The sequence below is a fragment of the Flammeovirgaceae bacterium SG7u.111 genome (assembly GCA_034044135.1).
Lineage (GTDB): Bacteria > Bacteroidota > Bacteroidia > Cytophagales > Flammeovirgaceae.
The window spans coordinates 4,643,480-4,668,953 of the sequence record CP139021.1 but is presented as its reverse complement, the minus strand read 5'-3'; the positions used below and the strand labels follow the sequence as shown (position 1 = coordinate 4,668,953).

Annotated in this window: 13 protein-coding genes; 12 read left to right on the top strand and 1 reads right to left on the bottom strand. The window is 41.6% G+C overall.

Going from position 1 to position 25,474, the window contains the following annotated elements; genetic code table 11:
- Nucleotides 1-3: 3 nt before the first annotated feature.
- Nucleotides 4-1,647, bottom strand: coding sequence for a tetratricopeptide repeat protein (locus R9C00_18330; protein WPO33663.1), 1,644 nt, complete (start codon nucleotides 1,645-1,647; stop codon nucleotides 4-6).
- Between the two features lie 204 nt (nucleotides 1,648-1,851).
- Between R9C00_18330 and R9C00_18325 the strand changes: the two genes are divergently transcribed.
- The 12 genes from R9C00_18325 (at nucleotide 1,852) to R9C00_18270 (ending at nucleotide 25,441) form a co-directional block, all read left to right on the top strand.
- On the top strand, nucleotides 1,852-4,383 hold the full coding sequence (locus R9C00_18325) for a glycoside hydrolase family 2 TIM barrel-domain containing protein (GenBank protein WPO33662.1): 2,532 nt from the start codon (nucleotides 1,852-1,854) through the stop codon (nucleotides 4,381-4,383).
- Between the two features lie 44 nt (nucleotides 4,384-4,427).
- Nucleotides 4,428-5,636: a glycosyl hydrolase gene (locus R9C00_18320; GenBank protein ID WPO33661.1), complete on the top strand. Its 1,209-nt coding sequence runs from the start codon at nucleotides 4,428-4,430 to the stop codon at nucleotides 5,634-5,636.
- 69 nt (nucleotides 5,637-5,705) lie between these two features.
- Entirely contained in the window at nucleotides 5,706-6,725 is a 1,020-nt protein-coding gene (locus R9C00_18315) for an alcohol dehydrogenase catalytic domain-containing protein (GenBank protein ID WPO33660.1), read from the top strand.
- 42 nt (nucleotides 6,726-6,767) lie between these two features.
- Entirely contained in the window at nucleotides 6,768-7,532 is a 765-nt protein-coding gene (locus R9C00_18310) for an SDR family NAD(P)-dependent oxidoreductase (protein ID WPO38777.1), read from the top strand.
- A 115-nt stretch (nucleotides 7,533-7,647) separates the two neighbouring features.
- The gene (gene aldA, locus R9C00_18305) at nucleotides 7,648-9,096 is read left to right on the top strand and encodes an aldehyde dehydrogenase (protein WPO33659.1); all 1,449 of its coding nucleotides are present in this window, start codon (nucleotides 7,648-7,650) and stop codon (nucleotides 9,094-9,096) included.
- 8 nt (nucleotides 9,097-9,104) lie between these two features.
- Nucleotides 9,105-10,196, top strand: coding sequence for a mandelate racemase/muconate lactonizing enzyme family protein (locus R9C00_18300; protein ID WPO33658.1), 1,092 nt, complete (start codon nucleotides 9,105-9,107; stop codon nucleotides 10,194-10,196).
- 58 nt (nucleotides 10,197-10,254) lie between these two features.
- Entirely contained in the window at nucleotides 10,255-11,286 is a 1,032-nt protein-coding gene (locus tag R9C00_18295) for an aldose epimerase family protein (protein ID WPO33657.1), read from the top strand.
- Nucleotides 11,287-11,328: 42 nt separating this feature from the next.
- A complete protein-coding gene (locus R9C00_18290) occupies nucleotides 11,329-12,348 on the top strand; it encodes an L-rhamnose/proton symporter RhaT (GenBank protein WPO33656.1) in 1,020 nt (339 codons plus the stop codon).
- A 498-nt stretch (nucleotides 12,349-12,846) separates the two neighbouring features.
- Nucleotides 12,847-15,909, top strand: a complete 3,063-nt coding sequence (locus tag R9C00_18285) for a TonB-dependent receptor (protein WPO33655.1) — start codon at nucleotides 12,847-12,849, stop codon at nucleotides 15,907-15,909.
- A 33-nt stretch (nucleotides 15,910-15,942) separates the two neighbouring features.
- Entirely contained in the window at nucleotides 15,943-17,499 is a 1,557-nt protein-coding gene (locus R9C00_18280; protein WPO33654.1) for a RagB/SusD family nutrient uptake outer membrane protein, read from the top strand.
- 321 nt (nucleotides 17,500-17,820) lie between these two features.
- Nucleotides 17,821-21,021, top strand: coding sequence for a VCBS repeat-containing protein (locus R9C00_18275; GenBank protein WPO33653.1), 3,201 nt, complete (start codon nucleotides 17,821-17,823; stop codon nucleotides 21,019-21,021).
- Between the two features lie 232 nt (nucleotides 21,022-21,253).
- The gene (locus R9C00_18270) at nucleotides 21,254-25,441 is read left to right on the top strand and encodes a two-component regulator propeller domain-containing protein (protein WPO33652.1); all 4,188 of its coding nucleotides are present in this window, start codon (nucleotides 21,254-21,256) and stop codon (nucleotides 25,439-25,441) included.
- Nucleotides 25,442-25,474 lie beyond the last annotated feature (33 nt).

Below are 25,474 nucleotides of genomic sequence, written 5' to 3'. Positions count from 1 at the left end.
TTCTTAGAGTTTAGCTATAAAGTCTTCTAGGTTTGTACTTCTGTCCAATTCCATTTTTTTCCTGATTCGGTAGCGCGATGTATGTACCGATTCTACAGTAATGCCAAGTAGTTTGGCCATGTCTTTGGAAGAGAAGTTCAGCTTGATAAGCGCACAAAGTTTATGGTCATTTTGGCTCAGGTTCGGAAAGCCACTTCTCAGTTTATCATAAAAATCTTGGTTCACGGCCAAGAATCTCAGCTCAAACTCATCCCAGCTCAGGTTGGTACTCCGGTCTATTTTTTTGATGATTTTATTGATTTCCTTAGGATCAGGGTTGTCTTTTTGCTTTAGTAACTCTTCTTTGGTTTCTACCAAAAGTTCTTCTTTTTCAATGGCTTGAAGAGCTGAGCTCGTCAGTTCTTTGTTTTTTACAACCAAGACTTCCTCCTTTTTTTGCATTTCAAGCTGCTGCTTTTGGCGGAGCAGTTTTTTCTCGGCTTTGTATCTTGTTCGGAGGAATCGGTAAAAGATGAAGCCAACTACAATAAGGAAAACAATAGTGCCAGCTAAAAGGTAAGAGCGGAGTTCTCCAATCTTGTGTTGTTGTTCCAAAAAAGTAAGGCGTTGTTCGTCAATTAGCTGTTCTTGCCGCTCCATTTCTATTCGGTAGATATCTTTGATTTCCAACAAGCGCTGGTTATGTTGGCTACGGCTTCCAAACTGGTTTTCATTTAGCAGTTTGGCTTCTTTCATTTCATTATATGCTTTCTCGTTCAGACCTTTTAGGTGGTAAACTTCTGCCAGTTTCTCAAGGATGTTGGGGATAAGGTCTAGGTGGCTTTTGAAAACATCGGCAATAGAGAGCGCATCTAAATAAAGTTTTTCACTTGTATTCAGGTCGCCCATATTCATATACACATCTCCCAAAAAAGGATAAAGGATAATGAGGTAACTGCTGTCACGTTGTTCAAAACTAGCTTTTACTTCAAGTAAAATTTCTTCGGCCTCTTTATACTTTTGTTCTTTTGTAAGAATGTACCCTAGCTCTGCCTTCAAGAAAATTTGGTCTGAGTTAGGGTCTTGTAGCATTTTGCAGCTATCAAGATATAAACGGGCTTGAAACAACTCATTCTCTTTCCTGTGCAATGTGACCATTGCATAATAATTATCCAGCAACATTTGCCTGTTCTGGGGAGTTTGCTGGAGCAATTTCTTGTTGATGTTGATCGCTTTGTTAAAGTATTCTTCTGCTATTTTTTTCCTACCAAAAAAACTATACAGCCAGCCAAGTCCATTGTAAATGGAAGCTTTTGCACTTTCATTTTCCAACTGTTCGGCCAAGATCAATGCTTCCCAGTAGCCGTCATAGGATTTGTCGTAGTTGGCAAGGTTGGCATAAAGGTTCGATAATTTTTCCAGTACAATGATAACCCCCAAGGTATCTTGCTTGCTGTAATAGTGGGCTTTGCATTCTTCAAAAAGTGAAATTGCCTTTTTTGGCTCTTTTAGTCGGAAACTTTCTGCTTGGCTAAGTAATTTTTCTAGGTCACCTTGCTCGTATACAGAAAGGTTTTCAGGAACCTGTCCATTTGCAGTAATGTACAGCCCCATGAAGAAGAAAAAGATAAGGTGTCTAGTTGAATTTTTTATTAATTGTTTGTTCATCGATTTATAAATACCTGAAAAACAGAGTTCGATATTAGTATTAATTATATTAAATCTAGTTTATTTTTTTGTTTTACACATATGTATTGAGTTTTTGTCTAGTAGTGTTCTGAGGAAAGAAAGGATTTTTCAACAACTTTTGTCAGGTAGCAATTGGTGTTTATAGCTGCTGATATTTTTGATTTTTTTTCTCAAGATATGATCATGAAAAAATACTATTATTCATTTACATTTTTCTTTTTTATTGTCATTGGGGCGTACTTTGTTTTTCCTGCTGGCAAAGATAACTTACATAATAGAGAAATTGATTTCAACTCAAACTGGAAATTTTCTTTGGTAGACAAAGATGAATTCCAAGCTCCACAAATAAATGCGATTAATTGGAAAAATGTTCAACTTCCGCACGACTGGAGCGTAGAAGCTTCTTTTGATTCTATTAATGGAGAAGGAGCCACAGGTTATTTGCCAGGAGGGTATGGCCTCTATCAAAAAGAGTTTAAACTCGACCCAGAACCTGGTCACACGTTTTATATTTATTTCGATGGGGTTTATAACAATTCAGAAGTATGGCTCAACGGAAAAAAACTAGGCGAGCACCCTTACGGATATTCCCCCTTTTATTTTGACATAACCGATCAACTACAAACTGATGGGAACAATCTGTTAGTGAAGGTAGACCACTCACGTTATGCCGATAGCAGATGGTACTCGGGTTCGGGCATCTACCGCAATGTGAAGCTTATCACTACGGCAGATTTGCATATTCCTGTTTGGGGTACGTTCATCACCACTCCCGAAATCACCAAATCAAGTGCTACGGTTTCTTTAAAAGTTACTGTAAAAAACAAAAAAGGGCTTGACGAAAAATTTGATCTACACACACAGGTTTTTGATCCTTCAGGTGCATTGGTTGCCGAAGTAACCGAGAAGTTTGAAGTGGGAAAAAACTCTCAGAGTACATTCTCTCAAAAGCTGAATGTGAGCAATCCTCTTTTATGGGATATTCAATTTCCAAACATCTACAAGGCGGTTACATCTGTAGTGCAAGGCGGTGAAGTAATTGACGTTTACGAGACGCCTTTTGGAATTAGAACTATTCATTTTGACAAGGACAAGGGCTTTTTCCTGAATGGAAAGAATATGAAAATAAAAGGCGTTTGCCTTCATCATGACGGTGGACTAGTTGGAGCAGCAGTACCCAAAGCTGTGTGGAGAAGAAGGTTGGAGACATTGAAAGAAGGCGGCTGCAATGCTATAAGAGTCTCTCACAACCCTGCCTCAGATGAGTTTTTGCAACTCTGCGATGAGATGGGTTTTTTGGTGCAAGAAGAGTTTTTTGACGAATGGGACAACCCAAAGGACAAAAGGCTTAACCAAAATGAACAATCGGTGGACTATATCACCAGAGGTTATGCAGAACACTTTCAAGAATGGGCAGAGCGCGATCTAAAAAGTACGATGCTCCGTAGTAGAAACCACCCAAGTATATTCCAATGGAGCATAGGGAACGAAATTGAATGGACCTATCCTAGCAATGCACATGCGACAGGCTTTTTCAACATGAGTTGGAATGGCAATTACTTTTGGTCTTTGCCGCCAATTTCTCCTGAAGAAATAAAAAAGAGGTACGAGGAAAACCCAAAAGGCAAGTATGCAATAGAAAAAACGGCTCAAAAGCTGGCAAAATGGACAAGGGAACTTGATACCACAAGGTATATCATAGCCAATTGTATCCTTCCTTCTGCAAGCCATATTTCTGGTTATGCCGATGCGCTGGATATAGTAGGGTATAGCTACCGCAGGGTTTTATATGATTATGGGCACGAGAACTATCCTGATAAGATTATCATGGGCACAGAAAATCTTGGGCAGTGGCATGAGTGGAAAAGTATAGAGGAACGACCACACATTTCTGGTACATTCTTGTGGACGGGGATCGATTACATGGGCGAATCGAACAAGCAGTGGCCAAGAAAAGCTACACCAAGCGGATTGCTAGATTTGGCTGGTTTTGAAAAACCTTCTTACCATATGATGAAAACTCTTTGGACGGAAGAACCACATATCTACATCTCATCTCAAACGGAAAGTAAGTCTATTTTCAAGGTTGACGAAGCTACTGGCGAACCTGTTGAGAGGAAGCCTAACGGTTGGGAACATGCTTTATGGTTTTGGCACGATGTAAATGAGCACTGGAATTATGAAGCAAATGAAGTAACCATTGTAGAAGTCCTATCGAACTGCGAAGAGGTAGAGCTCTTTTTAAATGGGAAATCGCTGGGAACAAAAAAACTAGAGAGCTTTCCCGACAGGATTTATAAATGGGCAGTGCCTTTTGAGGCTGGTAAGCTTGAAGCCAAGGGGAAAAAAGCCGGGACTGAAATAGCTGCCACAATCCAAACAGCTGGCAAACCTTCTTCTATCGAACTTTCGGTTGAGGAAGATGCAAATTCACTTGATGCCAATGATGTGGTGCATGTAATCGCACAAGTATTGGATGAAAATGGAAATCCTGTAAAAAACGAAGAGGTTGAGATTGAATTTGCCACAGAAGGTGCTGTAAAAATACTTGGGGTAGATAACGGTGCGGCCGACAATGTTCAAAAGTTTCAGAGCAACAAAATTGTGACAAGCAAAGGGCGTACGCTCATGCTTCTTCAGCTCCAAGGTGCTAAATCGAATATTGTTGTTTCAGCAAAATCGGGTAAGCTGGCTGCAGCCTCTCTTAAATTATAAAAATACCATTTCTGAAATTAATTAATAATCAAACATATCCTTTTATGAAAATGAAGACATCTTTTAAAAGTCTTATTTTTAGTGTAGCAATGTTTTCGGTTGCCCTAGTCGGTTGCAACCAAAACCCTCCTACAGCTCCAGCTTCTGCCGAAACAGAAGCTACTCAAGACTACCCCGATTCGGTCTACGAATTTTTGGCTATTCCCAAAGGGGGCAAGCTTAGCTCAGCATCTAAAAGAGCCTTGGAAAGAAACTATGCTCAAGGACCTGAGTGGTATATAGAATTTGAAATGCAAGACTTGAAAGGTGATTTTGCCTTTGAAGAAGGGGTGACCCGCCGAGATCCTAGCGACGTGATAATGGTGGATGGCTTGTACTATGTTTACTACAGCAAAGGCACAGGCAAAACATATGGCTTTGGCACAGGCGATCCCGAAAAGAAAGTGTTTCCTTGGGACAAAACAGAAGTTTGGTATGCAACTTCTAAAGACGGTATTACCTGGGACGAGCAAGGCTTGGCTGTAGGAAGAGGCGAAGCAGGTGCTTACGACGACCGTTCGGTGTTTACCCCACAAGTTTTAGTGCACGAGGGCAAATACATTTTAGTGTATCAAACAGTGAAGTTCCCGTATGTGAACCGTGTGAAAAACCAAGTGGGAATGGCTATTTCCGATTCACCAAGAGGCCCTTTCAAAAAACTAGCTGAGCCAATCCTGTCGCCAAGCGATGATGGTGAGTGGCTAGGCGAAGAAGACAACCGCTTTTATGTGAAAAAGCAAGGTTCGTTTGATAGCCATAAGGTGCATGACCCAACGTTGGTACATTTCAACGATAAGTTCTACCTCTACTACAAAGGCGAGCGAATGGGCGAGCACAAAACATTTGGTGGAAGAGAAATCAAATGGGGTGTAGCTATTTCAGACAAGCTTGAAGGGCCGTATGTGAAATCAGAGTACAATCCGATAACAAATAGTGGGCATGAGCTATGTGTATGGAAATACGATGGTGGAATTGCCGCACTCATTATCACCGATGGCCCAGAAAGGAACACAATTCAGTGGTCGCCCGATGGTGTGAATTTCGAGATCAAATCGCACATAAAATGGGGACCTCCTGCCGCAGGGCTTATCACTTCGGAAGATTTCGAAGGAGCACCTACCAATGCGCTACTTTGGGGCCTCACTCATCAATATGTAACCTACGATGACCAATACATAAGAAGGTTTGTAGGCAAAGTACCAGTTAGTCCCTGAGAATGAAGATTAAGGCTATTACCATAACATAACAGAAGTTTAGTATCCAATTTTTTTAAAAGCAAAATTATGAAAGCAGCATTTTATTCCGAAAAAGGAAAATTCACCGTAGGAGAATCCGAGCCAATTAAACCTGGTAAAAATGAAGTAAGATTAGACGTAGCTTATTGTGGCGTATGTGGTACTGACGTACATATTTTCCACGGGGTGATGGACCATAGGGTTGACAAGCCTCAAACCGTAGGTCATGAAGCTTCTGCAACAGTAGCTGAGATTGGCGAAGGCGTAGATAATGTAAAAGTAGGCGATACCGTAGCAGTTCGTCCCTTGCACTTTGGTGCACCTCACCCGTTTGATAAAGGCAACGCTCACGTAGGCAAAAACCTCAAGTTTATTGGTATAGATAGCCCAGGTGCTTTCCAAAAAAGCTGGACTGTTCCCGCTTACACCCTCCACAAATTGCCTGAAGGTATGAGCCTGAAGCACGGAGCTTTTATTGAGCCATTGTCAGTAGCTTGCCACGATGTAAAAATCGGACGTGTAGTAGAAGGTGAAAATTGCTTAGTAATAGGTGGCGGCCCTATCGGTACGCTCATTGCCTATGTGCTCAAAGAAAAAGGAGCAAATGTCTTCATTTCTGAAGTGAACGAAGCTCGCCTCACCATGCTCAACGATCTAGGTTTCACTACCATCAATCCTATCGAAGAAGACTTGATGGCGAAAATATCTGAGCTTACCGGCGAAGCCATGATCGATTGTGCTTTTGAAGTTTCAGGATCTGCGCCGGGCGTAGCAACCATGACCGAAGTGGTAAATGCAAGAGGTAGGATCGTGATGGTGGCTATCCACGGCGGTGAGAAAAAACCAGTTGATTTGTTCAAGTTTTTCTGGTCTGAAATTGAGCTTTTGGGCGCAAGGCTCTACCAAGAAGACGATTACGAAGAAGCTATCAAAATTGCTGCTTCTGGAAATATCCCATTCGAAAAGCTTATCACCAAAGTAGATACGCTAGAGAATATCCAGTCAGTTTTTGAGGAAATTGACAACAATCCAGCAGGTATGAAATACCTTATCGATTGCGGCGCTTAATGCCATTTTTTTGACAAAACATAAAAAAATATAACAATGGGAATTTTAGATACATTCAAACTAGCAGGAAAAGTAGCCTTAGTTACAGGTTGCAAAAGAGGGATTGGTAAAGCGATGGCCATAGGCTTAGCAGAAGCTGGTGCAGATATCATCGGGGTTTCAGCTTCTTTGGAGCTTAGCGGAAGCGAAGTAGAAAAAGAAGTAGTGGCAAGAGGTAGGAAATTCAAAGCTTACCAGTGCGATTTTTCTGACCGTAGCTCACTTTACGAATTCATTGCCGCAGCAAAAAAAGACTTTCCCCAAATAGATATTTTGGTGAACAATGCGGGTACTATCTTAAGAACTCCAGCAGCCGAGCACCCCGATGAAATGTGGGACAAGGTGATCGAAGTAAACCAAAACTCTCAGTTTATTCTTACCAGAGAGTTTGGAAAAGAAATGATTAAAAGAGGTTCTGGCAAAGTTGTTTTCACAGCATCATTGCTTACGTTCCAAGGTGGAATCACCGTACCTGGCTATGCAGCAAGTAAAGGAGCTATTGGTCAAATGACCATGGCATTTGCTAACGAATGGGCTGGAAAAGGTGTGAACGTGAATGCGATTGCTCCAGGCTATATCAATACAGATAACACAGAGGCTTTGCGCAACGACCCTGTTCGCTCAGAATCTATTCTTTCTCGTATCCCTGCCAACCGCTGGGGCGAGCCTTTAGATTTTGCAGGGCCAGTAGTGTTCTTGTGTTCTGAAGCTGCGGCATATATGCATGGTACTACCATGCTCGTAGACGGTGGATGGATGGGCAGGTAAACCCTTTGTCTTTCTTTCACTATTTCTCTCTATTAAATTACACAAAATGCAAGTGGAATTGGAAGGCTCAAGCTAATTCTAGTTCTGCTTGTTTGTAAATCAAATCATTTTAAATATGGCTGAAGTGAAAAATTACCAACTTTTTATAGGAGGCGAGTGGACAGATGCGACTACTGGCAAGACCGAAGATATTTTAAGCCCTGCCGATGACTCTGTGGTAGGAACAGTACAAATGGGAGTGGAGGCAGATGCACAAGCTGCCCTTGAAGCTGCCGAAAAAGCACAAAAGGAATGGAAAAAAGTTCCTGCTCGCCAGCGTGCAGATATCCTAAGAAAATTTGCCGCTGAAATCTTAGCAAATAAGGCGTACTTAGCCGAGCTTTTGGTAAGAGAGCAAGGTAAATTGATTGGCGTAGCCAACATGGAAGTGGAAGTAACAGCTTCTTTCATAGAATATGCCTGCGATTGTGCCCGCCACATCGAGGGTGACATCATCCCTTCTGACAATCCTGAGGAGCACATCTGGATCCACAAAATTCCTAAAGGTGTAGTTGTGGCTATCACAGCTTGGAACTTCCCATTGGCACTTGCCGGCAGGAAAATAGGACCAGCGCTTATCGCCGGAAATAGTATAGTGGTAAAACCTACCCAAGAAACTCCGTTGGCTACATTGGAATTAGGCTTTATTGCCGAAAAAGTTGGTTTGCCTAAAGGTTTGCTCAACATCGTAACTGGACAAGGCAGAGTACTTGGAAATGCTTTGGTAGCTAACCCAATCACTAAAATGGTGACCATGACGGGTAGTACGCCTGCAGGTCAGCAGATTTTCAGAACGGCTGCCGATAACCTTATACACGTTCAGTTGGAATTGGGTGGAAAAGCTCCTGCTATCGTTTTTGCCGATGCCGATTTGGACGTGGCTGCGGAAGCTGCTTTCCATTCTCGTTTCGATAACTGCGGTCAGGTTTGTACGTGCAACGAGCGTATGTATGTGCACGAAGATATTTACGAAGCGTTCATGGAGAAATTCATGGCAAAAGTAGAAGCGTTGAAATTGGGTGATCCTTTGAACCCAGAAACTACCATAGGCCCTAAGGTGAACAAGAAGGAAGTTGGGAACATGGAGCACCTGATAGCAAAAAGTGTAGAAGAAGGTGCAAAAATAGCGATAGGTGGTAAAAAACCTGAAGGTGCTCAGTTTGAAAAAGGCTGCTGGTTTGAGCCTACGGTACTTACCGAGGTAACTCAGGATATGACCATCGTTCACGAAGAGTCATTCGGTCCTATTCTTCCAGTAATCAAATTCTCTGATTTCGACCAAGTAATTGGCTATGCCAACGACTGTGATTACGGTTTGGCAGCAATGATTTTCACCAAAGACATGGGCACGATCTTGAAATGCAACGACGAGCTTGAGTTTGGCGAAATCTATGTAAATCGTGGCCACGGTGAGCAGCACCAAGGTTTCCACAACGGTTACAAGCTAAGTGGAACAGGTGGAGAAGATGGAAAATACGGCTTCGAGCAGTACATGGAGAAGAAAACGTTTTATGTAAAATACTAGCCTGAAAGATGGATAATACAATTTCTAAAGTAACAAGCCAACTGTTTAGTGTACCTCTTCCCGAGGTATTGAGCGATGCCAAGCACGGCGACCATACTCATTTTGAGTTGGTGACCACTACTATCACCTTGGCAGATGGCAGAGAAGGCACAGGATATACCTACACAGGTGGAAAAGGTGGCCATGCCATCAAAGCCATGCTCGACCATGATCTTGCCCCTGCTTTGGTAGGGAAAGACGCAAGCGACATAGATGGAATCTACGATTTTATGGAATGGCATATCCACTATGTGGGTAGGGGTGGAATCGCTTCTTTTGCTATTTCTACAGTAGATATTGCCCTTTGGGATATCCGTTGTAAAACGGAAGAAAAGCCGCTTTGGCAACTCGCTGGTGGGCAAGGAAATACCTGCAAAGCATATTGCGGAGGCATCGACTTGCAATTCCCTCTCGAAAAACTGCTCGGCAACATCCAAGGTTACTTGGACAATGGTTTCAATGCAGTGAAGATCAAAATAGGCAGGGAAAACCTCGACGAGGACATCGAACGTATAAAAGCGGTTCGCAAGCTCATAGGTGACGACGTTACCTTTATGGTAGACGCCAACTACTCTATGAGTGTGGAAAAGGCGATAAAAGCGGCGAATGCATTCAAAGAATGTAACATTTACTGGTTTGAAGAGCCTACCATTCCCGATAACTATAAAGGCTATGCCGAAATAGCGGATGCTACGGGCGTTCCTTTGGCTATGGGTGAAAACTTGCACACCATTCATGAGTTTGAATATGCTTTTGAGCAATCGAAGTTGTCATTTGTACAGCCTGATGCTTCAAACTGTGGTGGTGTAACGGGTTGGTTAAAAGCAGCAAGGCTTGCCAACGAAAACAGGCTTCCCGTTTGTTCGCATGGCATGCAAGAGCTTCATGTGAGCCTCGTTTCTTCTCAGCCAAACTCTGGCTGGCTAGAGGTGCACAGCTTCCCTATAGACGAATATACTACGCGTCCGCTAGTGGTGGAAAACCACAGGGCTGTTGCGCCTGATTATCCGGGCGTAGGCGTGATTTTCGATTGGGAAAAATTGAAGCCATACAAAGTTTAAATATCTTTTTGGAGGTCAGCCCGCTGTAAGTGGGCTGACTTTTTTATTAGTAAAGAAAATGAAAATGACAAAACAAGAATTTGGGCAAGTAAGCGGAGCTGATATCGACTTATTTGTATTAGAAAACACTGCTGGTATGCAGGTCAAAATTATGACCTATGGCGCAACTATCACCTCTATTTCCATTCCAGGAGAAAATGACAAACGAGTTGAACTTGCTTGCGGGTTCGATAGCCTCGAAGGTTATTTTTCCGATGCCTACAAAGCCAATGCTCCCTATTTTGGCTGTACCGTTGGGCGCTTCGCTTCTCGCATAAAAGACGGTAAGTTTACCTTGGAAGGAAAGGAATATTCCCTAGCTACCAACAACGATCCTAACCACTTGCACGGCGGTATAGTTGGTTTTGATAAAAAAGTGTGGCAAGCGAAAGAAGTAGGGCCGAATAGCGTAGAAATGAGCTTGGAAAGTGCCGATATGGAAGAAGGCTATCCGGGAAACGTAAAAGTTTCTGTTCAGTTCACCCTCACCGAAGACAACAAAATAGAGATTGACTATAAAGGTGAAACAGACAAGGCAACACCTTTGTCGCTCACTAACCATACGTATTTTAACCTTTCGGGCTTTGCCGAAACGATTGAAAACCACTTGGCAAAAATAGTTTCGGATACGCTGTTGGTACCAGACGAAACAGGTGTGCCAGTAGGAGAGGAAGCAGCGGTTACAGAGGTAGATGATCTCAGGACAAGCAAAAAACTTGGAGATCTTTTCAAAGAAATGGAAACAGGTTACGAGCATTTTTATGCCTTGCCAGCCGATGGCGAAGTAAAAACTGTAGCCGAGTTCGACCACCCAACTTCGGGCAGGAAGCTAGAAGTGCTTTCCAATGAGCCAGGCCTCTTGTTTTACACGGGCTACTTCACTTCAGACGAACTGAAGAGGGAAAATGGCGATCAGTTTGGCAAGTACAAGGCCTTTTGCTGCGAAACCAGCCGATACGCTAACGGACCAAATATAGCAGGATCGCCGGGATCTATTACAACTCCCAACAAACCGTATTCGAGCAAAACGGTTTATGCCATTTCTTGGTAGAGAATTTTATATAAAAATTGAAAATGACAAAATTATAAAGCTATGATAGAAGGAATTATTTGGGCACTTATGGCAGGCGTGATGTTAGGCTTGTACGCCTTGCCAGAAAAGTTTACGAAAGGTTTTGAATTTGAGCATACTTGGGGAACCATGTTTTTCACAGCACTTTTTGTTGTGCCTGTTATTGCTTGTTTTAGTTTAATTCAAGGTTTTGGAGCTGTACTTGGAGCAATCCCAACCGATGTGCTTATTAAAATGGCAATTGCAAGTTTACTTTGGGGGGTTGGTGTAATGATGTGGGGTAAAGCAATTAACCACATCGGTTTATCGCTTGGTTTCTCATTATTTATAGGTACCATTATTTTAGTGGGTTCATTGATCCCATTCTTCGTTGTAGGCCTACCAGCATCTAACGTACTAACTACTATTTTGGGCGGTATTTTTATTGTTTTAATTGGTGTTTTCGCCAATGGCAAAGCGGGTTTATTGCGTCAAGCTGAGGAAGATAATGCGGCTAAAGAAGCCGATTCAACCAGCGAAAAAGGTTCTATGACAACAGGAATATTGATTGCTGTTATCGGAGGCTTGTTAGCTACTGGATTTAGCTATGCTAATGCAGTTGGTGCTCCTATTATTACCGAAGCTGTTGTTGCCCAGGGCAACCCTGAGTGGATGAGCGCCTTGGCTGTGATGTTTATCATTTATGTTGCAGGTGGCTTGTTTGTTGTACCTTACTTTGTGGTGCAACTTTCTCAAAAAGGACTTTGGGGCAAATTCTCATCGGCTCCTCTAGGTAAAAACCTAACAATGACAACTATTATGGCAGTGCTTAACTTTGCTGCTTCTGCTGCATTTGCTTTCGCTGCATTTAAGTTAGGCAAAGCTGGTGGTACTGTAGGTTATGCTATTTTCAATACCATTTCTGTAGCAGTAGCTATTGTTAGTGGTTTGGTTACTGGCGAATGGGTTAAAGCTTCTGGCAAAGCTAAAGGCTTCCTTTATATTGGCTTGGCTAGTATGATTATAGGCGTAGTGGTAGTAGCTGTGGGAAATGGCTTGTAATACGTAATCGAATTCGGTAGGATTTACTGTTCTGCCTTCACCTGATTTGAAGCGAATAAGTGGAAGCGTTTAGGAGTTTCAGGTCAGGTTTTTTTGTGTTTATACTAACCCATCTTACTGTTTTTTCTATTTCATAATAGCCTTCAAAATGGTGGCTTTCCAAGGTTTTTGAAAAGTGATTTTGCAATGAAAACGGATACTTTTTATTGTTTTTAAATGGTTCGTTTCTGGGCAACTAATGTTTTTTGTAAATATAACATACTTGTTATCAGTGGTATTATAGGTTAAAAACCATATGTTCTATTCTTAAAACCATATGTTTCCCCTTCCTCTTTTTCTTCCATATACATTTGAACGACTAGTAGTACTACTTGGTGCAGCCCTACCCAAAAGTACTCATACTATCAAATGAGGATTTCCCCAGTTTACTCCTCCTCCTATTAGCAATGCGTGTTTTAGTATTCAATTAATTATTAATATAAATCAACAAATATGATTATGGAAAAATCCTTACCTTCCAGAAAGTTAATACTTTGCTGTATTTGCCTCTTTCTATTATCTTCCCATACCACTGTTACCTTCGGTCAAAGCCAGATTACAGGAACAGTTTTATCTGCCGAAGATAGTCAGCCATTACCAGGAGTTAGTATTCTTATTAAAGGAACTGCAACGGGAACTACCACAGACATTGATGGTAAGTTTAAGCTTGATGTTCCCACCGGATCTGTTTTGCAGTTTAGCTATATTGGTTATTTGACTCAAGAAATAACAATTGAAAACCAAACAGAGATCAATCTATCATTAGAGCCGGATTTAGAGCAGCTTGAAGAAGTCGTGGTAATTGGTTACGGTACACAAAAGAAAAGTGACATGACCGGTTCAGTAGGTTCAGTTGATAGCGAAGAATTGAGCAAATTCACTGCTACAAATGCTACACAAGCGCTGCAAGGGCGTATGGCTGGTGTCAGGGTCGAAAACAACGGCGGCGCGCCAGGAGCGAACCCAATTGTGACTATCAGGGGTTCTGGTACACTTTCCGATTCGGGCCCTCTTTACGTGATCGACGGTATGCTTACTGGCAACATGAACATGATCAGTGCGCAAGATATTGAGAGCGTGACTGTTTTGAAAGATGCTTCTGCAAGTGCTATTTACGGCTCAAGGGCTGCAAATGGTGTAGTGATTGTCACTACGAAGAAAGGATCTAAAAAAGGCGGGATTAGTGTAGACCTTGATGTGAATTATGGTTCACAAAAAGCCATCAAAACTCTTGATTGGGCAAATGCAAGGCAATATGCCGACATAGTGAACAGGGCAAGGGATAACGATGGAAACCCACGATTCCCAGCTAATGATACAGAGTTTGATCCTACTGTAGATAGCGATATCCAAGCGGCAAGTTTAAGGACAGCGCCTGTGTTCAATGCCGACCTTCGAGTTTCTGGTGGTGGAGAAAATTCAAGTTTTAGTATTTCGGCTAACCACCTGGACCAAGAGGGTATCTTGAAAAACTCTTCTTTTGAAAGAACCAATTTAAGAGCTAACTCTTCTTTTACGAAAGGGAAATTTACGATTCAAGAAACTATTGGTCTTTCTCGTACCATTAACAACCCCAATCCTTATTTTAATAGTGAGAGAGATTTGATTCCAACTATTCCGATCTACGATGCAGATGGCAATTTTACAGGCCAGAACATTCCAGAAGGAAATAATTCAAGTCTAGGTGGATATTATGGCCCTGGCAATATCAGAAACTCGCTGGGATTGTCAACCATTGAAGACAGAACGGTGACTCGAAATGCGCTGATTGGCAATATAGATGCTTCATTTGAGATAATAGATGGTTTGGTTTATAAATTAAACCTCGGTATAGAGACTTATGCTGATAACAATTTTAAGTACACTCCTCAATACTTCTTCAATAGTTCTGAGGTAGGAAATGAACCTTTTGCCGAGTTAAATGAAAGAAATACCAATTTCCTTTCATCCCTAATTGAAAATACGTTGAGCTACAGTAAAATTGCAGGCAAGCATTCTGTGAACGTGCTAGCGGGTTATACACAACAAAAATCTAATACAAGATATTTGGGTGTAGTAGCAAGGAAATTTCCTTCGAATGATATCAGAGTAGCTTCAGCAGCAGAAGAAAGAGCGCAGATGCCTTCAGGAGATAACACCTCTGCTATTCAATCTTACTTCGGTAGGGTGAATTATGTATTTGATGACAAATACCTTTTGACTGCCACAGTCCGTAGGGATGGTTCTTCATTGTTCAGAGAAGAGCTTCGTTGGGGTACGTTCCCATCTTTTGCTTTGGGCTGGAATGTTAGTAATGAGGCATTTATGTCGAATGTATCGGCTATTACCAACTTAAAACTAAGGGCTAGTTACGGTGAAATTGGTTCTAATAATGTCCCCGTTTACTCTATTGACCCAGAATTGAACCTGTTCAGTGAATACCCGATAGGAGTTGACCAGAGTAGAGCGACAGGTTATTCTATCACAAAAGGGGTAAACTCTAATATTACTTGGGAGACAACAAAGACGACTGATATAGGAATTGAGTTTAAGGCGCTGAATGGGAAATTGGATTTTACCATGGATTATTTCATAAAAAATTCAGAAGACGTATTGGTTGAGCTTGGCGTGCCACGTTATGCTGGATTTGATAACCGTGTTCCTTTCAACACCGCAAGTGTGGAAAACAAAGGATTTGAGTTCTTACTGGGTTACGGTGATGTAATTGGTGATTTCTCATTCGATGTTACTGCAAATATGACCATCCTAAACAATACGGTAACTGCTTTGGGTGATGCTACACCGATTATTGAAGGGCAATTTACTTCCAACGGACTGAAGGGTACTAAAACGGATGTAGGAGAACCTATTTCTTCTTTCTTTGGATACACGGTAGAAGGCATTTATCAGTCAGATGCAGAAGCGGAAGCTGCTAATGATGCTAATAACCCACAGGCAGGTGATCTCAAGTTCAAAGATATAGATGGCGATGGCGATATTGATATAGATGATCAAACGTATTTGGGCAACCCAACTCCAAATGTTGAATACGGATTTAATTTCAATGCGTCATATAAAAACTTTGATTTAACAATGTTCTTCAATGGAGTTAATGGGAACGATATCCTTAATGCTAACAAATACCGTGGTTACTTTGATACAGAAGGAAACTATTTGGCCGATGCTTTAAATGGTTGGACTCCTGAAAACTCAGGTAGCAGTATCCCAAGAAACACGTTAAGCGACCCAGGGTTTAACAGGAGGATGTCAGACTTTTACTTGGAAAGTGGAGCTTATTTTAGGCTAAGAAATATCCAGATTGGTTATACGCTTCCTAGTGCTATTTCTTCTAAAGCCAGTATTTCAAAAGCTAGAATATATGCTTCTATCCAAAATGCCTTCACCATTACAAACTATACAGGTTATTACCCTGAAGTAGGAAGAAATACCAGAGGTTCAAGAGGGATTTTTAGTTCAGGTGTAGATGAAAGAGCTTACCCAACAGCAAGACAGATGCAAATTGGTGTTCAGCTCGGATTCTAATCATTCTCTCCAAATTTTAAAAAGAAAATAACTATGAAATCAATATATAAGAAAACGATTGCTTTAGCCCTGATCTTTATCGGTCTTTCGATGATGGGGTGTAACGAAGAAATTCTTAATCAGAGTAACCCAAATGCGTTAACTCCAAGTTCGTTCTGGAAAAGTGAGGAAGATGCTACCAAAGGGATTATAGGTGCATACAGCCCATTTACCCATATATGGTATTACACGCGTTTCGAGATATTCCTTTCCGATTACCGCGACGATGTGGTAAATGCATATGGTACTTCTGAGCGTACGGCTATTGGGAGTTTTAATGGAATTTCAACTGGTAATGGTACATTTTGGGTATGGAGTACGATGTATCAGTGTATAACAAGAGCTAACGAGGTGATTTACCACGTGCCAAATATTGAAATGAACACTACACTGAGAGATAACATAATAGGCGAAGCTCATTTTATTAGGGCGTATAACTACTTTGGTTTGGTAAACAACTGGCTGAATATTCCTCTCATTACAGAGCCGATAAGTGAAATAGCAGATCCCGTTGGAGATGTTTCACAAGCAGACCCTGAGGCTGTTTGGACACAAATCATCAGTGATTTGCAAAAAGCAGAAACAATGTTGCCAGCTTCTTGGGCAGATAAAGACTTGGGAAGGGTAACAACTGCTTCGGCAAGTGCTCTTTTAGGAAAAGTGCTGTTGTACAGAAAAGATTACGCAGGAGCAAAAGCTGCTTTCCAGAAAGTAATTGATAACCCAAATTATTCGTTGGTGGATGATTACGGTGACAACTTCACGGAGGATGCGGAAAATAACAGGGAATCATTGTTTGAGATACAGCTCGTTTCTGACGGAAACAATGGCTGGGGAGGAGATGCTCCAGGAGCAGGAAAAGGAGCTGGTTTCCACCCAGATTTGGCTCCAGCAGGTTTTACTGGTCAAGATGGTATGAGAATCAACGATTGGGTATTGGATTTGTTCCTAGATGAGAGAACTGTAGATGGTCAAATTGACCCAAGGGCTTTCTATACACTTTTCTGGGATACGGAAGATTCTACAACCTATCAAGGTAAAGTATTGAAGTCGAGAACATATCTCGATGCTAGCTATCAAGATGCATTCCCAGGTGATACTCGGATTTTTGCAAGCAAACACCTCGATGTGAAACAAGGGTACGTTTCCTCTCAAGCAAACGGCTGGCACCAATCTGGTAACAACCTTAGGATTTTGAGATACGCCGATGTATTGTTGATGTATGCAGAAGCAGAGTTTATGCTCAATGGTTCATCTGCTATTGCGGTTGAAGCAGTCAACGAAGTGAGGAGAAGAGTGAACATGCCAGAGTTTGCTTCTATCACCATGCAAGATATTGAAGATGAAAGGGTAAAAGAACTTTCTCTGGAAAGAACCCGCTACTTCGATATACTAAGATGGGGGAAAATAGAAGAGTACTTGGTAAATAAACCAGAGCTAAAATCTGAAAGCTCGGGAACAGGTGCTTACAAGCCTGGTAGAGAGTATATCGATATCCCTCAAAATGAAATAGATGCCAACCCGAAAATCAAGCATAATCCTGGTTATTAGTAGGCTGGGCGTAGTTCTTGCAAATAGAATGATTAGGTAATAGGTGACATTTTTATTTGTAAATTTTGAAGGAAAGCATTTTTTATGCTTTCCTTCTCCCTTAATTATTTGATAACTGATAAATCCCTTCTAACCTAGAACTAGAAGGGATTTGTCGGGTTAAAGCCAGCGTTTAGTTATCGACTTTTTTATCCTTATTCTTTTGATTATATGACCCGTTTTATCATTACAATCCTCGCAATAAGCCTTCTCTTTTCTTGCCATGAAAGAAGAGAAGCTTCAAATGAAAAGCTTACCAAAGTTCCATCAACCCGCTCTAGAATGACATTTTCTAACAACATAATAGAAAATGATACTTTGAATTATTATACCTTCCCTTACCTCTACATGGGAGGTGGCGTGGCCATTGGCGATATCAATAACGATGGCCTTTCAGATGTGTTTGTCACGGGCAATATGGTGCCCAATAAGCTGTATCTCAACAAAGGTGATATGAAGTTTGAAGATATTAGCGAGTCAGCAAATGCCAGTGGGGATATGCGCTGGTACACAGGCGTTACCATGGCCGATGTAAACAACGATGGTTGGCTCGATATTTACCTCTGCGCTTCGGGAAAAGATACTCCGGGAAAAAACCAGCTGTTGATCAATAACCAAGACAACACCTTTACCGAATCGGCAAAGCAATTTGGGCTAGACGACGGCAGCGCATCCATCCAAGCTTCCTTTTTCGATTATGACCAAGACGGTGACCTCGATGTGTTCGTCGCCAACTATCCTAATGTAAAAGTTTCGCAAGGAAACTCCTTTTATAAGTTGAAAATGGATGAAAACCGTCTCGAAGAATCAGGACATCTGTACCGAAATAAGGGCAACAATACGTTTGAGAATGTGACCGATGAGGCGCAGGTAAGGAACTTTGGGCTTACGCTGGGGCTAGTCACTTCTGATCTGAACAATGATGGCTGGGTAGATATGTACGTTTCCAACGATTTCAATGTGCCCGATTATTTTTACCTCAACCAAAAAGACGGGACGTTCAAAGAAGTGTTGCAGCAGGCTACCCGCCAAACTTCCATGTTTGGGATGGGGACAGATGCAGCAGATTTCAACAACGATGGATTAGTAGATATTGTACAGCTGGACATGACCCCGGCAGACCATTACCGTTCCAAAACGAATATGGCTTCCATGAGCACTTCGGCTTTTGAAGAAGGGGTGGATTTCGGCTTTCATTATCAGTATATGCAAAATAGTTTGCAGCTCAACCAAGGCATTTCTACCGAGGGGATTCCTATTTATGGGAACATGGCGAGGATAGCTGGCATGGCTACAACCGATTGGAGCTGGGGGGCGCTTTTTGCCGATTTGGACAATGACGGAGCTAAAGATGTGATAGTCACCAACGGGATGAAACGGGATGTGAACAACAACGATGTGTTGGTAAAATATCAGGAAGAATCCTTTTTTGGAGATGCGAAGAAGGATTTTTCTATCCTACCTAGCCAGCCCCTTAGCAACTATGTGTTCCAAAATATGGGCGACTTCAAGTTCAAAAATGCAACATCGGATTGGGGCTTGTCAGAGGAAGGTTTTTCAAATGGGCTTGCTTACGGAGATCTGGACAACGATGGAGATTTGGACGTGGTGATCAACAACCTTGACAGTGAGCTCTCTCTCATCGAAAACCATTCTGACCAAACGGAAAACAACTATTTGAGAATTAGGCTGAAGGGAGCTGAGCAAAATACCTACGGTTTGGGTGCTCGTGTGTTCATAACATCAAATGGGGAGCAGCAAATGCAAGAGCTATCGCTTACCCGTGGATTTCAGTCTAGCGTAGAGCCGTTGCTTCATTTTGGCCTGGGAAATGTTGCGCAAATAAACGAGGTAAAAGTGGTATGGCCTGACCTAAAAGTGGAGATGCTTACTTCGGTAAAAAGCAATCAGGTATTGGAGTTGGATTATAAAAATGCAAAAGAAATAGTTGGTGAAGCAACAGGATCAAAAGTGGTTTTTTCCGACATTACCAAACAGGCTTTTGGGGAGGGGTTTCTTCACCAAGAAGACAAGTACAATGACTTTGCGAAAGAACCATTATTGCCCCACAAAAACTCCCAATGGGGACCTGGTCTAGCTGTTGGCGATGTAAATGGCGATGGTTTGGACGATTTTTTTGTGGGAAATGGGGCTGGTTTCACATCAGCTATGTACCTGCAAAATCCTGATGGAAAATTTGAGGTAGTTGCTGGTCCATGGGAACAGGATAGCGACCAAGAAGATACAGGGGCATTGCTAGAAGATTTTGACCAAGATGGCGACTTGGATTTGTATGTGGCCAGTGGTGGAAATGATTACCGAAAACCCATGAGCTATTATCAGGATAGGTTGTATCTCAACCAAGGTGGGAAGTTTGTGAAAAGTGAGAAGGCCTTGCCTAAAATGGAGATTAGCGGGCAATGCGTAACCAGTGCCGATTTTGATGCTGACGGTGATTTGGACTTGTTTGTGGGCGGTCGGGTGATTCCCGGTAAGTATCCGTTTCCTCCTGCCAGTTATATTTTGAGGAACGAAGGTGGCAAAGATGGTGAATTGGTTTTTACAGATGTAACTGCTGATGTAGCTCCACTTTTGAAGGAGGCTGGCTTGGTGACCTCAGCTAAGTGGGCAGATATAGATGCCGACGGAAAAGTCGATTTGGTGCTTGCCGGAGAATGGATGAATATTCTATTGCTCAAAAATAACGGTACTGCTTTTGACGATGTTTCGAAAGCATATAAAACAGAAAGCATGAAAGGTTGGTGGTACGGCTTAGAGGTTGCCGACTTGGATAACGATGGCGACCTAGACTTGATAGCAGGTAATTTGGGTTTGAATTACAAATACAAAGCATCGGACAAAGCTCCTTTTGAAGTGTATGGCCACGATTTTGATGAAAATGGGAGTATGGATATCGTATTGAGTACCACCAAAAAAGGTAAAAAACTACCGCTGCGTGGTCGGGAATGCTCTTCTCAGCAAATCCCTGTTATAGCCAAGCGTTTCAAGACCTTCGATGCTTACGCCAGTGCAAATTTGGCGGATATTTACGGAGAGGCCGTTTTGGCGAAAGCCCTACATTACGAAGCCAATACGTTTGCCCATTATTGGATAGAAAACAAAGGCGAAGCTGGTATGGAATTCCATCAACTTCCTAACCGAGCGCAGTTGTCTTCTGTCAATTCCATTCAGGTGTTGGATTATAATGAAGATGGCAAAAAAGACCTTGTGCTAGCAGGAAATATTTTTGGCTCGGAAGTGGAAACTCCTCGTGGCGATACGGGCGTGGGCTTGGTGCTAGAAGGCTTAGGTGGAGGGGGATTTGAGGCAACATCGCCAATTGAAACAGGCTTGTTACTAGAGGGAGATGTGAAATCCCTAAGAAAAATAAAGCTTGGTTCGGACCAAAAGCCCGCCTACCTTGTGGGGGTGAACCAAGGTGCTCTTCGAGTTATCGCTATTGACCAAAATTCGGTTCAATAACTGGCTTCGCATATCCATTAAGCAAAGTCGAAGAATCCTTTGATTTGCCCATTTTCCCTTGGGAGAATGGGCATTTTTTTGCTCAACCGTTTTAACCCCATTTTTTGCTTAGTTTCTCATTGTTTTCAGCGCTATTTTTCTCTTTTAGCTGCCTGTCATTATGCCAAACTTGGCTCTTGATCTTATAATTAATTAAATTTCATCAAGCCTAACCTTCACTTACAAACACTTGATGAGAATTACCAAATACATATTGTTCATTTTTTTGTTGACTTCCGTAAGATTGTTTGCCCAAAATAATCAGGTAGCATTCAAGCATCTTGACATTGAAGATGGGCTTTCTCAGAATGATGTAAATGCTATTTTTCAGGACGAAAAAGGGTTTATGTGGTTTGGTACACACGATGGGCTCAACAAGTATGATGGCTATGATTTTTCAGTTTTTAAACCTCAAAAAAACGAGAGCATAGGCAGTAATTTGATTTTTGCCATTTCAGGAGATACTTCAGGGAATATCTGGATAGGGACTACGGGAAGTGGGGTTAGCATGTACAACGCTAGAACAGAAAAATTTACCAACTTTAGAAATAGGGAAGAGGATAACAGGAGTTTGTCAGGGGATTATGTGGCTTGTGTTTTTGGCGATAGCAAGGGGAATATTTGGGTTGGAACAGATCAAGGGTTGAACAAGATTCGAAAAAAATATGATGGAGGTGAAGGAGAAGGTGCTTATACAATAGAAAGAATTACTCCCGCAGGAAAGCTCAGTGATAACAGGGGAGTCAATTGTGTTTTTGAAGATAGCGAAGGACTTATTTGGGTAGGAGGTGCAGATGGCATATATACCTTCCTAGATCCCGGCATGACCATGCTCGAAAAGTTGAATATTGAAGAGTTAGGCACTGGAGTAAGAGGCATTATCGAAGATAAAAAAGGCAATTTGTATATAGGTGTAAACAAAGGTTGTTTTTTACTCAGGCAAGGTAAGAAAGAAGCTCCCATCAAAATTTATGACAATACGGTTATAGGATTTGTAATTGATGATTACAACCAAATTTGGGCTGCTTCTACAGATGGTTTATTGCTCATAAAGGACGATTCTGCAGGTATTCCATACATAGCCAAGAAGTTTCAAAACGATTTGATGGATACTCAAAGTTTGAGCAAGAATATGCTCGAATCATTGTATAAAGATAGGACGGGGTTGATTTGGGTAGGAACAAATGGTGGAGGGGTGAATGTGTTCGACCCAGGAAAAAAGCGGTTTCGACATGTGAGGCAGGGTACGGAGAAAGGAAGTTTGAGTAACAATAAAATCCGGTCGTTTTATGAAGATGACAAAGGCGGGCTATGGATAGGAACGGAAGGGGGTGGGGTTTCCTATGCTCCTCCAACCGAAGTGGATCAATATAATAACAACTTCATCCAATTAGATGAGCCTAGAAGTGTATTTACGTTGGATGGAGGCGTGTACGAAGGTAAAAAAAACCTTTGGTTAGGGTCGCAAGATTCTATGGGCTTGAGCTATCTTGTACAAGATGAGCTTAAAAATGAAGGAGCTTCCTTGTATAGAGATATCATAGTTGATGGTGCTGTACTTGCTGTTTATCAAGATACTTCTGGTTTTTTGTGGGCAGGGACGTATAATAAGGGGCTTTACCGGATTCGATTAGATAAAAAAGATGCCTCTCCCTATGACAGGAAAATCAACCTTAAAAACGAACCTGTTTATTTGAATACTATGTCAAACAACATAGTAAGAAATATTATTGAGGATTCGGAAGGTGACTTATGGATAGGTACTGGAAATGGACTAAATAAGATATTAAGAGAAGATAAATACCGGGCACACCCAAGGTTTAAAACTTATCTCCATAATGCTGAAGATTCGGCTTCCCTCAGTCATAATTATGTGTTGGCGCTTTATGAAAGCAAAGTGGGTGATTTATGGGTAGGTACGTTTGGTGGTGGACTTAATAAACTACCCCAGAAAAAAGGAAGTGATTTTATCCATTATTCAGAAGAAGACGGCCTGTCCAACAATGTGATCAAAAGTATTTTGGAAGACGATGAGGGCAACTTGTGGCTCGGTACGAATAAAGGGCTTTCTAAATTTGACCCAATTAATGAAACATTTAAAAATTACGACAAAACCGATGGGCTCCAAAGTGATGAGTTTGGGGAGTTGGCTGCCTTAAAAAGAGCGAATGGAGAGATGCTTTTTGGTGGAGTAAATGGGTTTAATGTGTTTTATCCCAACGATATAATCGATAATACCTACGAGCCTCAGGTGGTCATTACCAACTTTTTGATTCATAATATTCCAGTAGGCGTGGGGCAAAAAGTAGCTGATAAAGTCATCCTAAAACAAAGTATCTCTTTTGAAAAACAGCTTTCGGTAAATTATAACAGCAACAGTTTTTCTTTTGAGTTTGCCGCCCTGCACTATGCTGCTCCTTTCCAAAACCAATATGAATATAAGCTGGAGGGATTTGATGAAACGTGGAATAAAACAACTGCGAAAAGGCGCTTTGCAACGTATACAAATATTCCCTCTGGCAATTATAGATTTTATGTGAGAGCAAGCAACAACGATGGGGTTTGGGCAGAAGTACCAACATCGTTGGCTATTACCGTGAACCCTCCTATTTGGGGGACTTATTGGGCTTATGGGTTTTATGTAATGTTGGTCATATTCCTCTTATGGATATTTAGACGCTATACGTTGATTGGGGTAAGAGAAAAACACGATTTGGTTTTAGAACATCTTAACAAAGAAAAAGAGGATGACTTGCATCAAATGAAATTGAGTTTTTTTACCAATATTTCTCATGAATTTAGAACGCCGCTTACGCTCATTTTAGGTCCTTTGGAAAAGCTGTTGAAATCTGAGGAAGATGGAGGGGTGAAGGAGAAAAAGAGGCATTATCGACTCATGCAGCGCAATGCTTGGTTTTTGTTGAGGTTGGTAAATCAGTTGATCGATTTCCAAAAAATAGAGCAGGGTAAGATGGAGTTGCGAGAAGAGCTAGGCGAGTTTGTGAATTTTATGAGAGAAATATCGGAGCCTTTCGAGCTGTTGGCAGATAAGAAACATATCAACTACTATGTAAATATTCGGAATGGTCTTCTTTGGGCTTGGTTTGACAGCGATAAACTTGAAAAAATTGTTTATAACTTATTATCAAACGCATTTAAGTTTACTCCAGAAGAGGGTGAGGTAACAGTAAACGTGTTTCTGGATGACGATGTAAATGATAGATCAAAAAGTGCTGTTTTGATTGAAATATGCGATAATGGTGTTGGGATTTCCCCATCAAAACTTCCTTATATTTTTGAGCGATTTTACCAAGCAGGTCACAAAGAACGTGTGAAAAATGAAGGGTCGGGCATAGGGATGGCATACACCAAAAGTTTGGTTGAGCTGATGGGAGGAAATATCGCGGTGGAAAGCGAAAAGGGAAAAGGGACGAGTTTCAAAGTTTCCTTTTCGATAAGTAAGGAAGAGGATCATGAAAAAATAGCTTTGCAAAATAAGCGAATAGAACGCCTTCCATTTGGAGAGGTAAGTACGTTGGCGATTTCCGCGCTGATAGAAGCTGATATTCACCTGAAAGAAAGGGAAGGGAATGAAAAGTCAGAGACTAATGGACAGCCCCAGTTACTGATAGTGGATGATAACCCAGAGATCAGAGGTTTCATAAAAGAAAGTTTAGGAGAAGGTTATTCCATACTAGAAGCTGTGGATGGGGAAGATGGAATCCAAAAAACTATTAAACATCATCCAGATATAATCATAAGTGATATTATGATGCCAAAGGTAGATGGGTTTGAGCTTTGCCACCAATTAAAACATAATGATAAAACCAGCCATATCCCTATCATACTGCTTACGGCCAAGACCGATGAGGAATCTAAAATAGAAGGCTATAAAACGAAGGCTGATGCTTATGTGATGAAGCCTTTTAATATTGAAGCATTAGGGCTGCAAATCAGTAATTTGCTAAGCATGAGGGCGGAGCTGAAGCGGAGGTTTAGAAAGGAAATAATAATGAAACCAGCTGAAGTAACGGCTACCAAAGATGATGAGGTATTTCTACAAAAAGCTGTTGATTTGGTGGAGAAACATATGGCGGATTCGGAGTTCAATGTGGAAACGCTTATTTATGAAATGGGGGTGAGCCGAAGCCATTTTTATTTGAAGGTAAAAGCACTTACCGACTTGTCTTCCAGCGAGTTTATAAGAACGGTTCGCCTGAAAAGGGCTGCTCAGCTTTTGGAAAAAACAGACCTTTCTGTAAAAGAAATTATTTTTCAAACAGGATTCAATACCCCTTCTTACTTTACCAAATGCTTCAAAAGGCAGTTTGGTGTATTGCCCAGCGACTACCCAAGGGAGAAGTTTGCTGAGGATAGCTAAAAAAACACCGCCTCGCTTCCGAAGAGGCGAGGC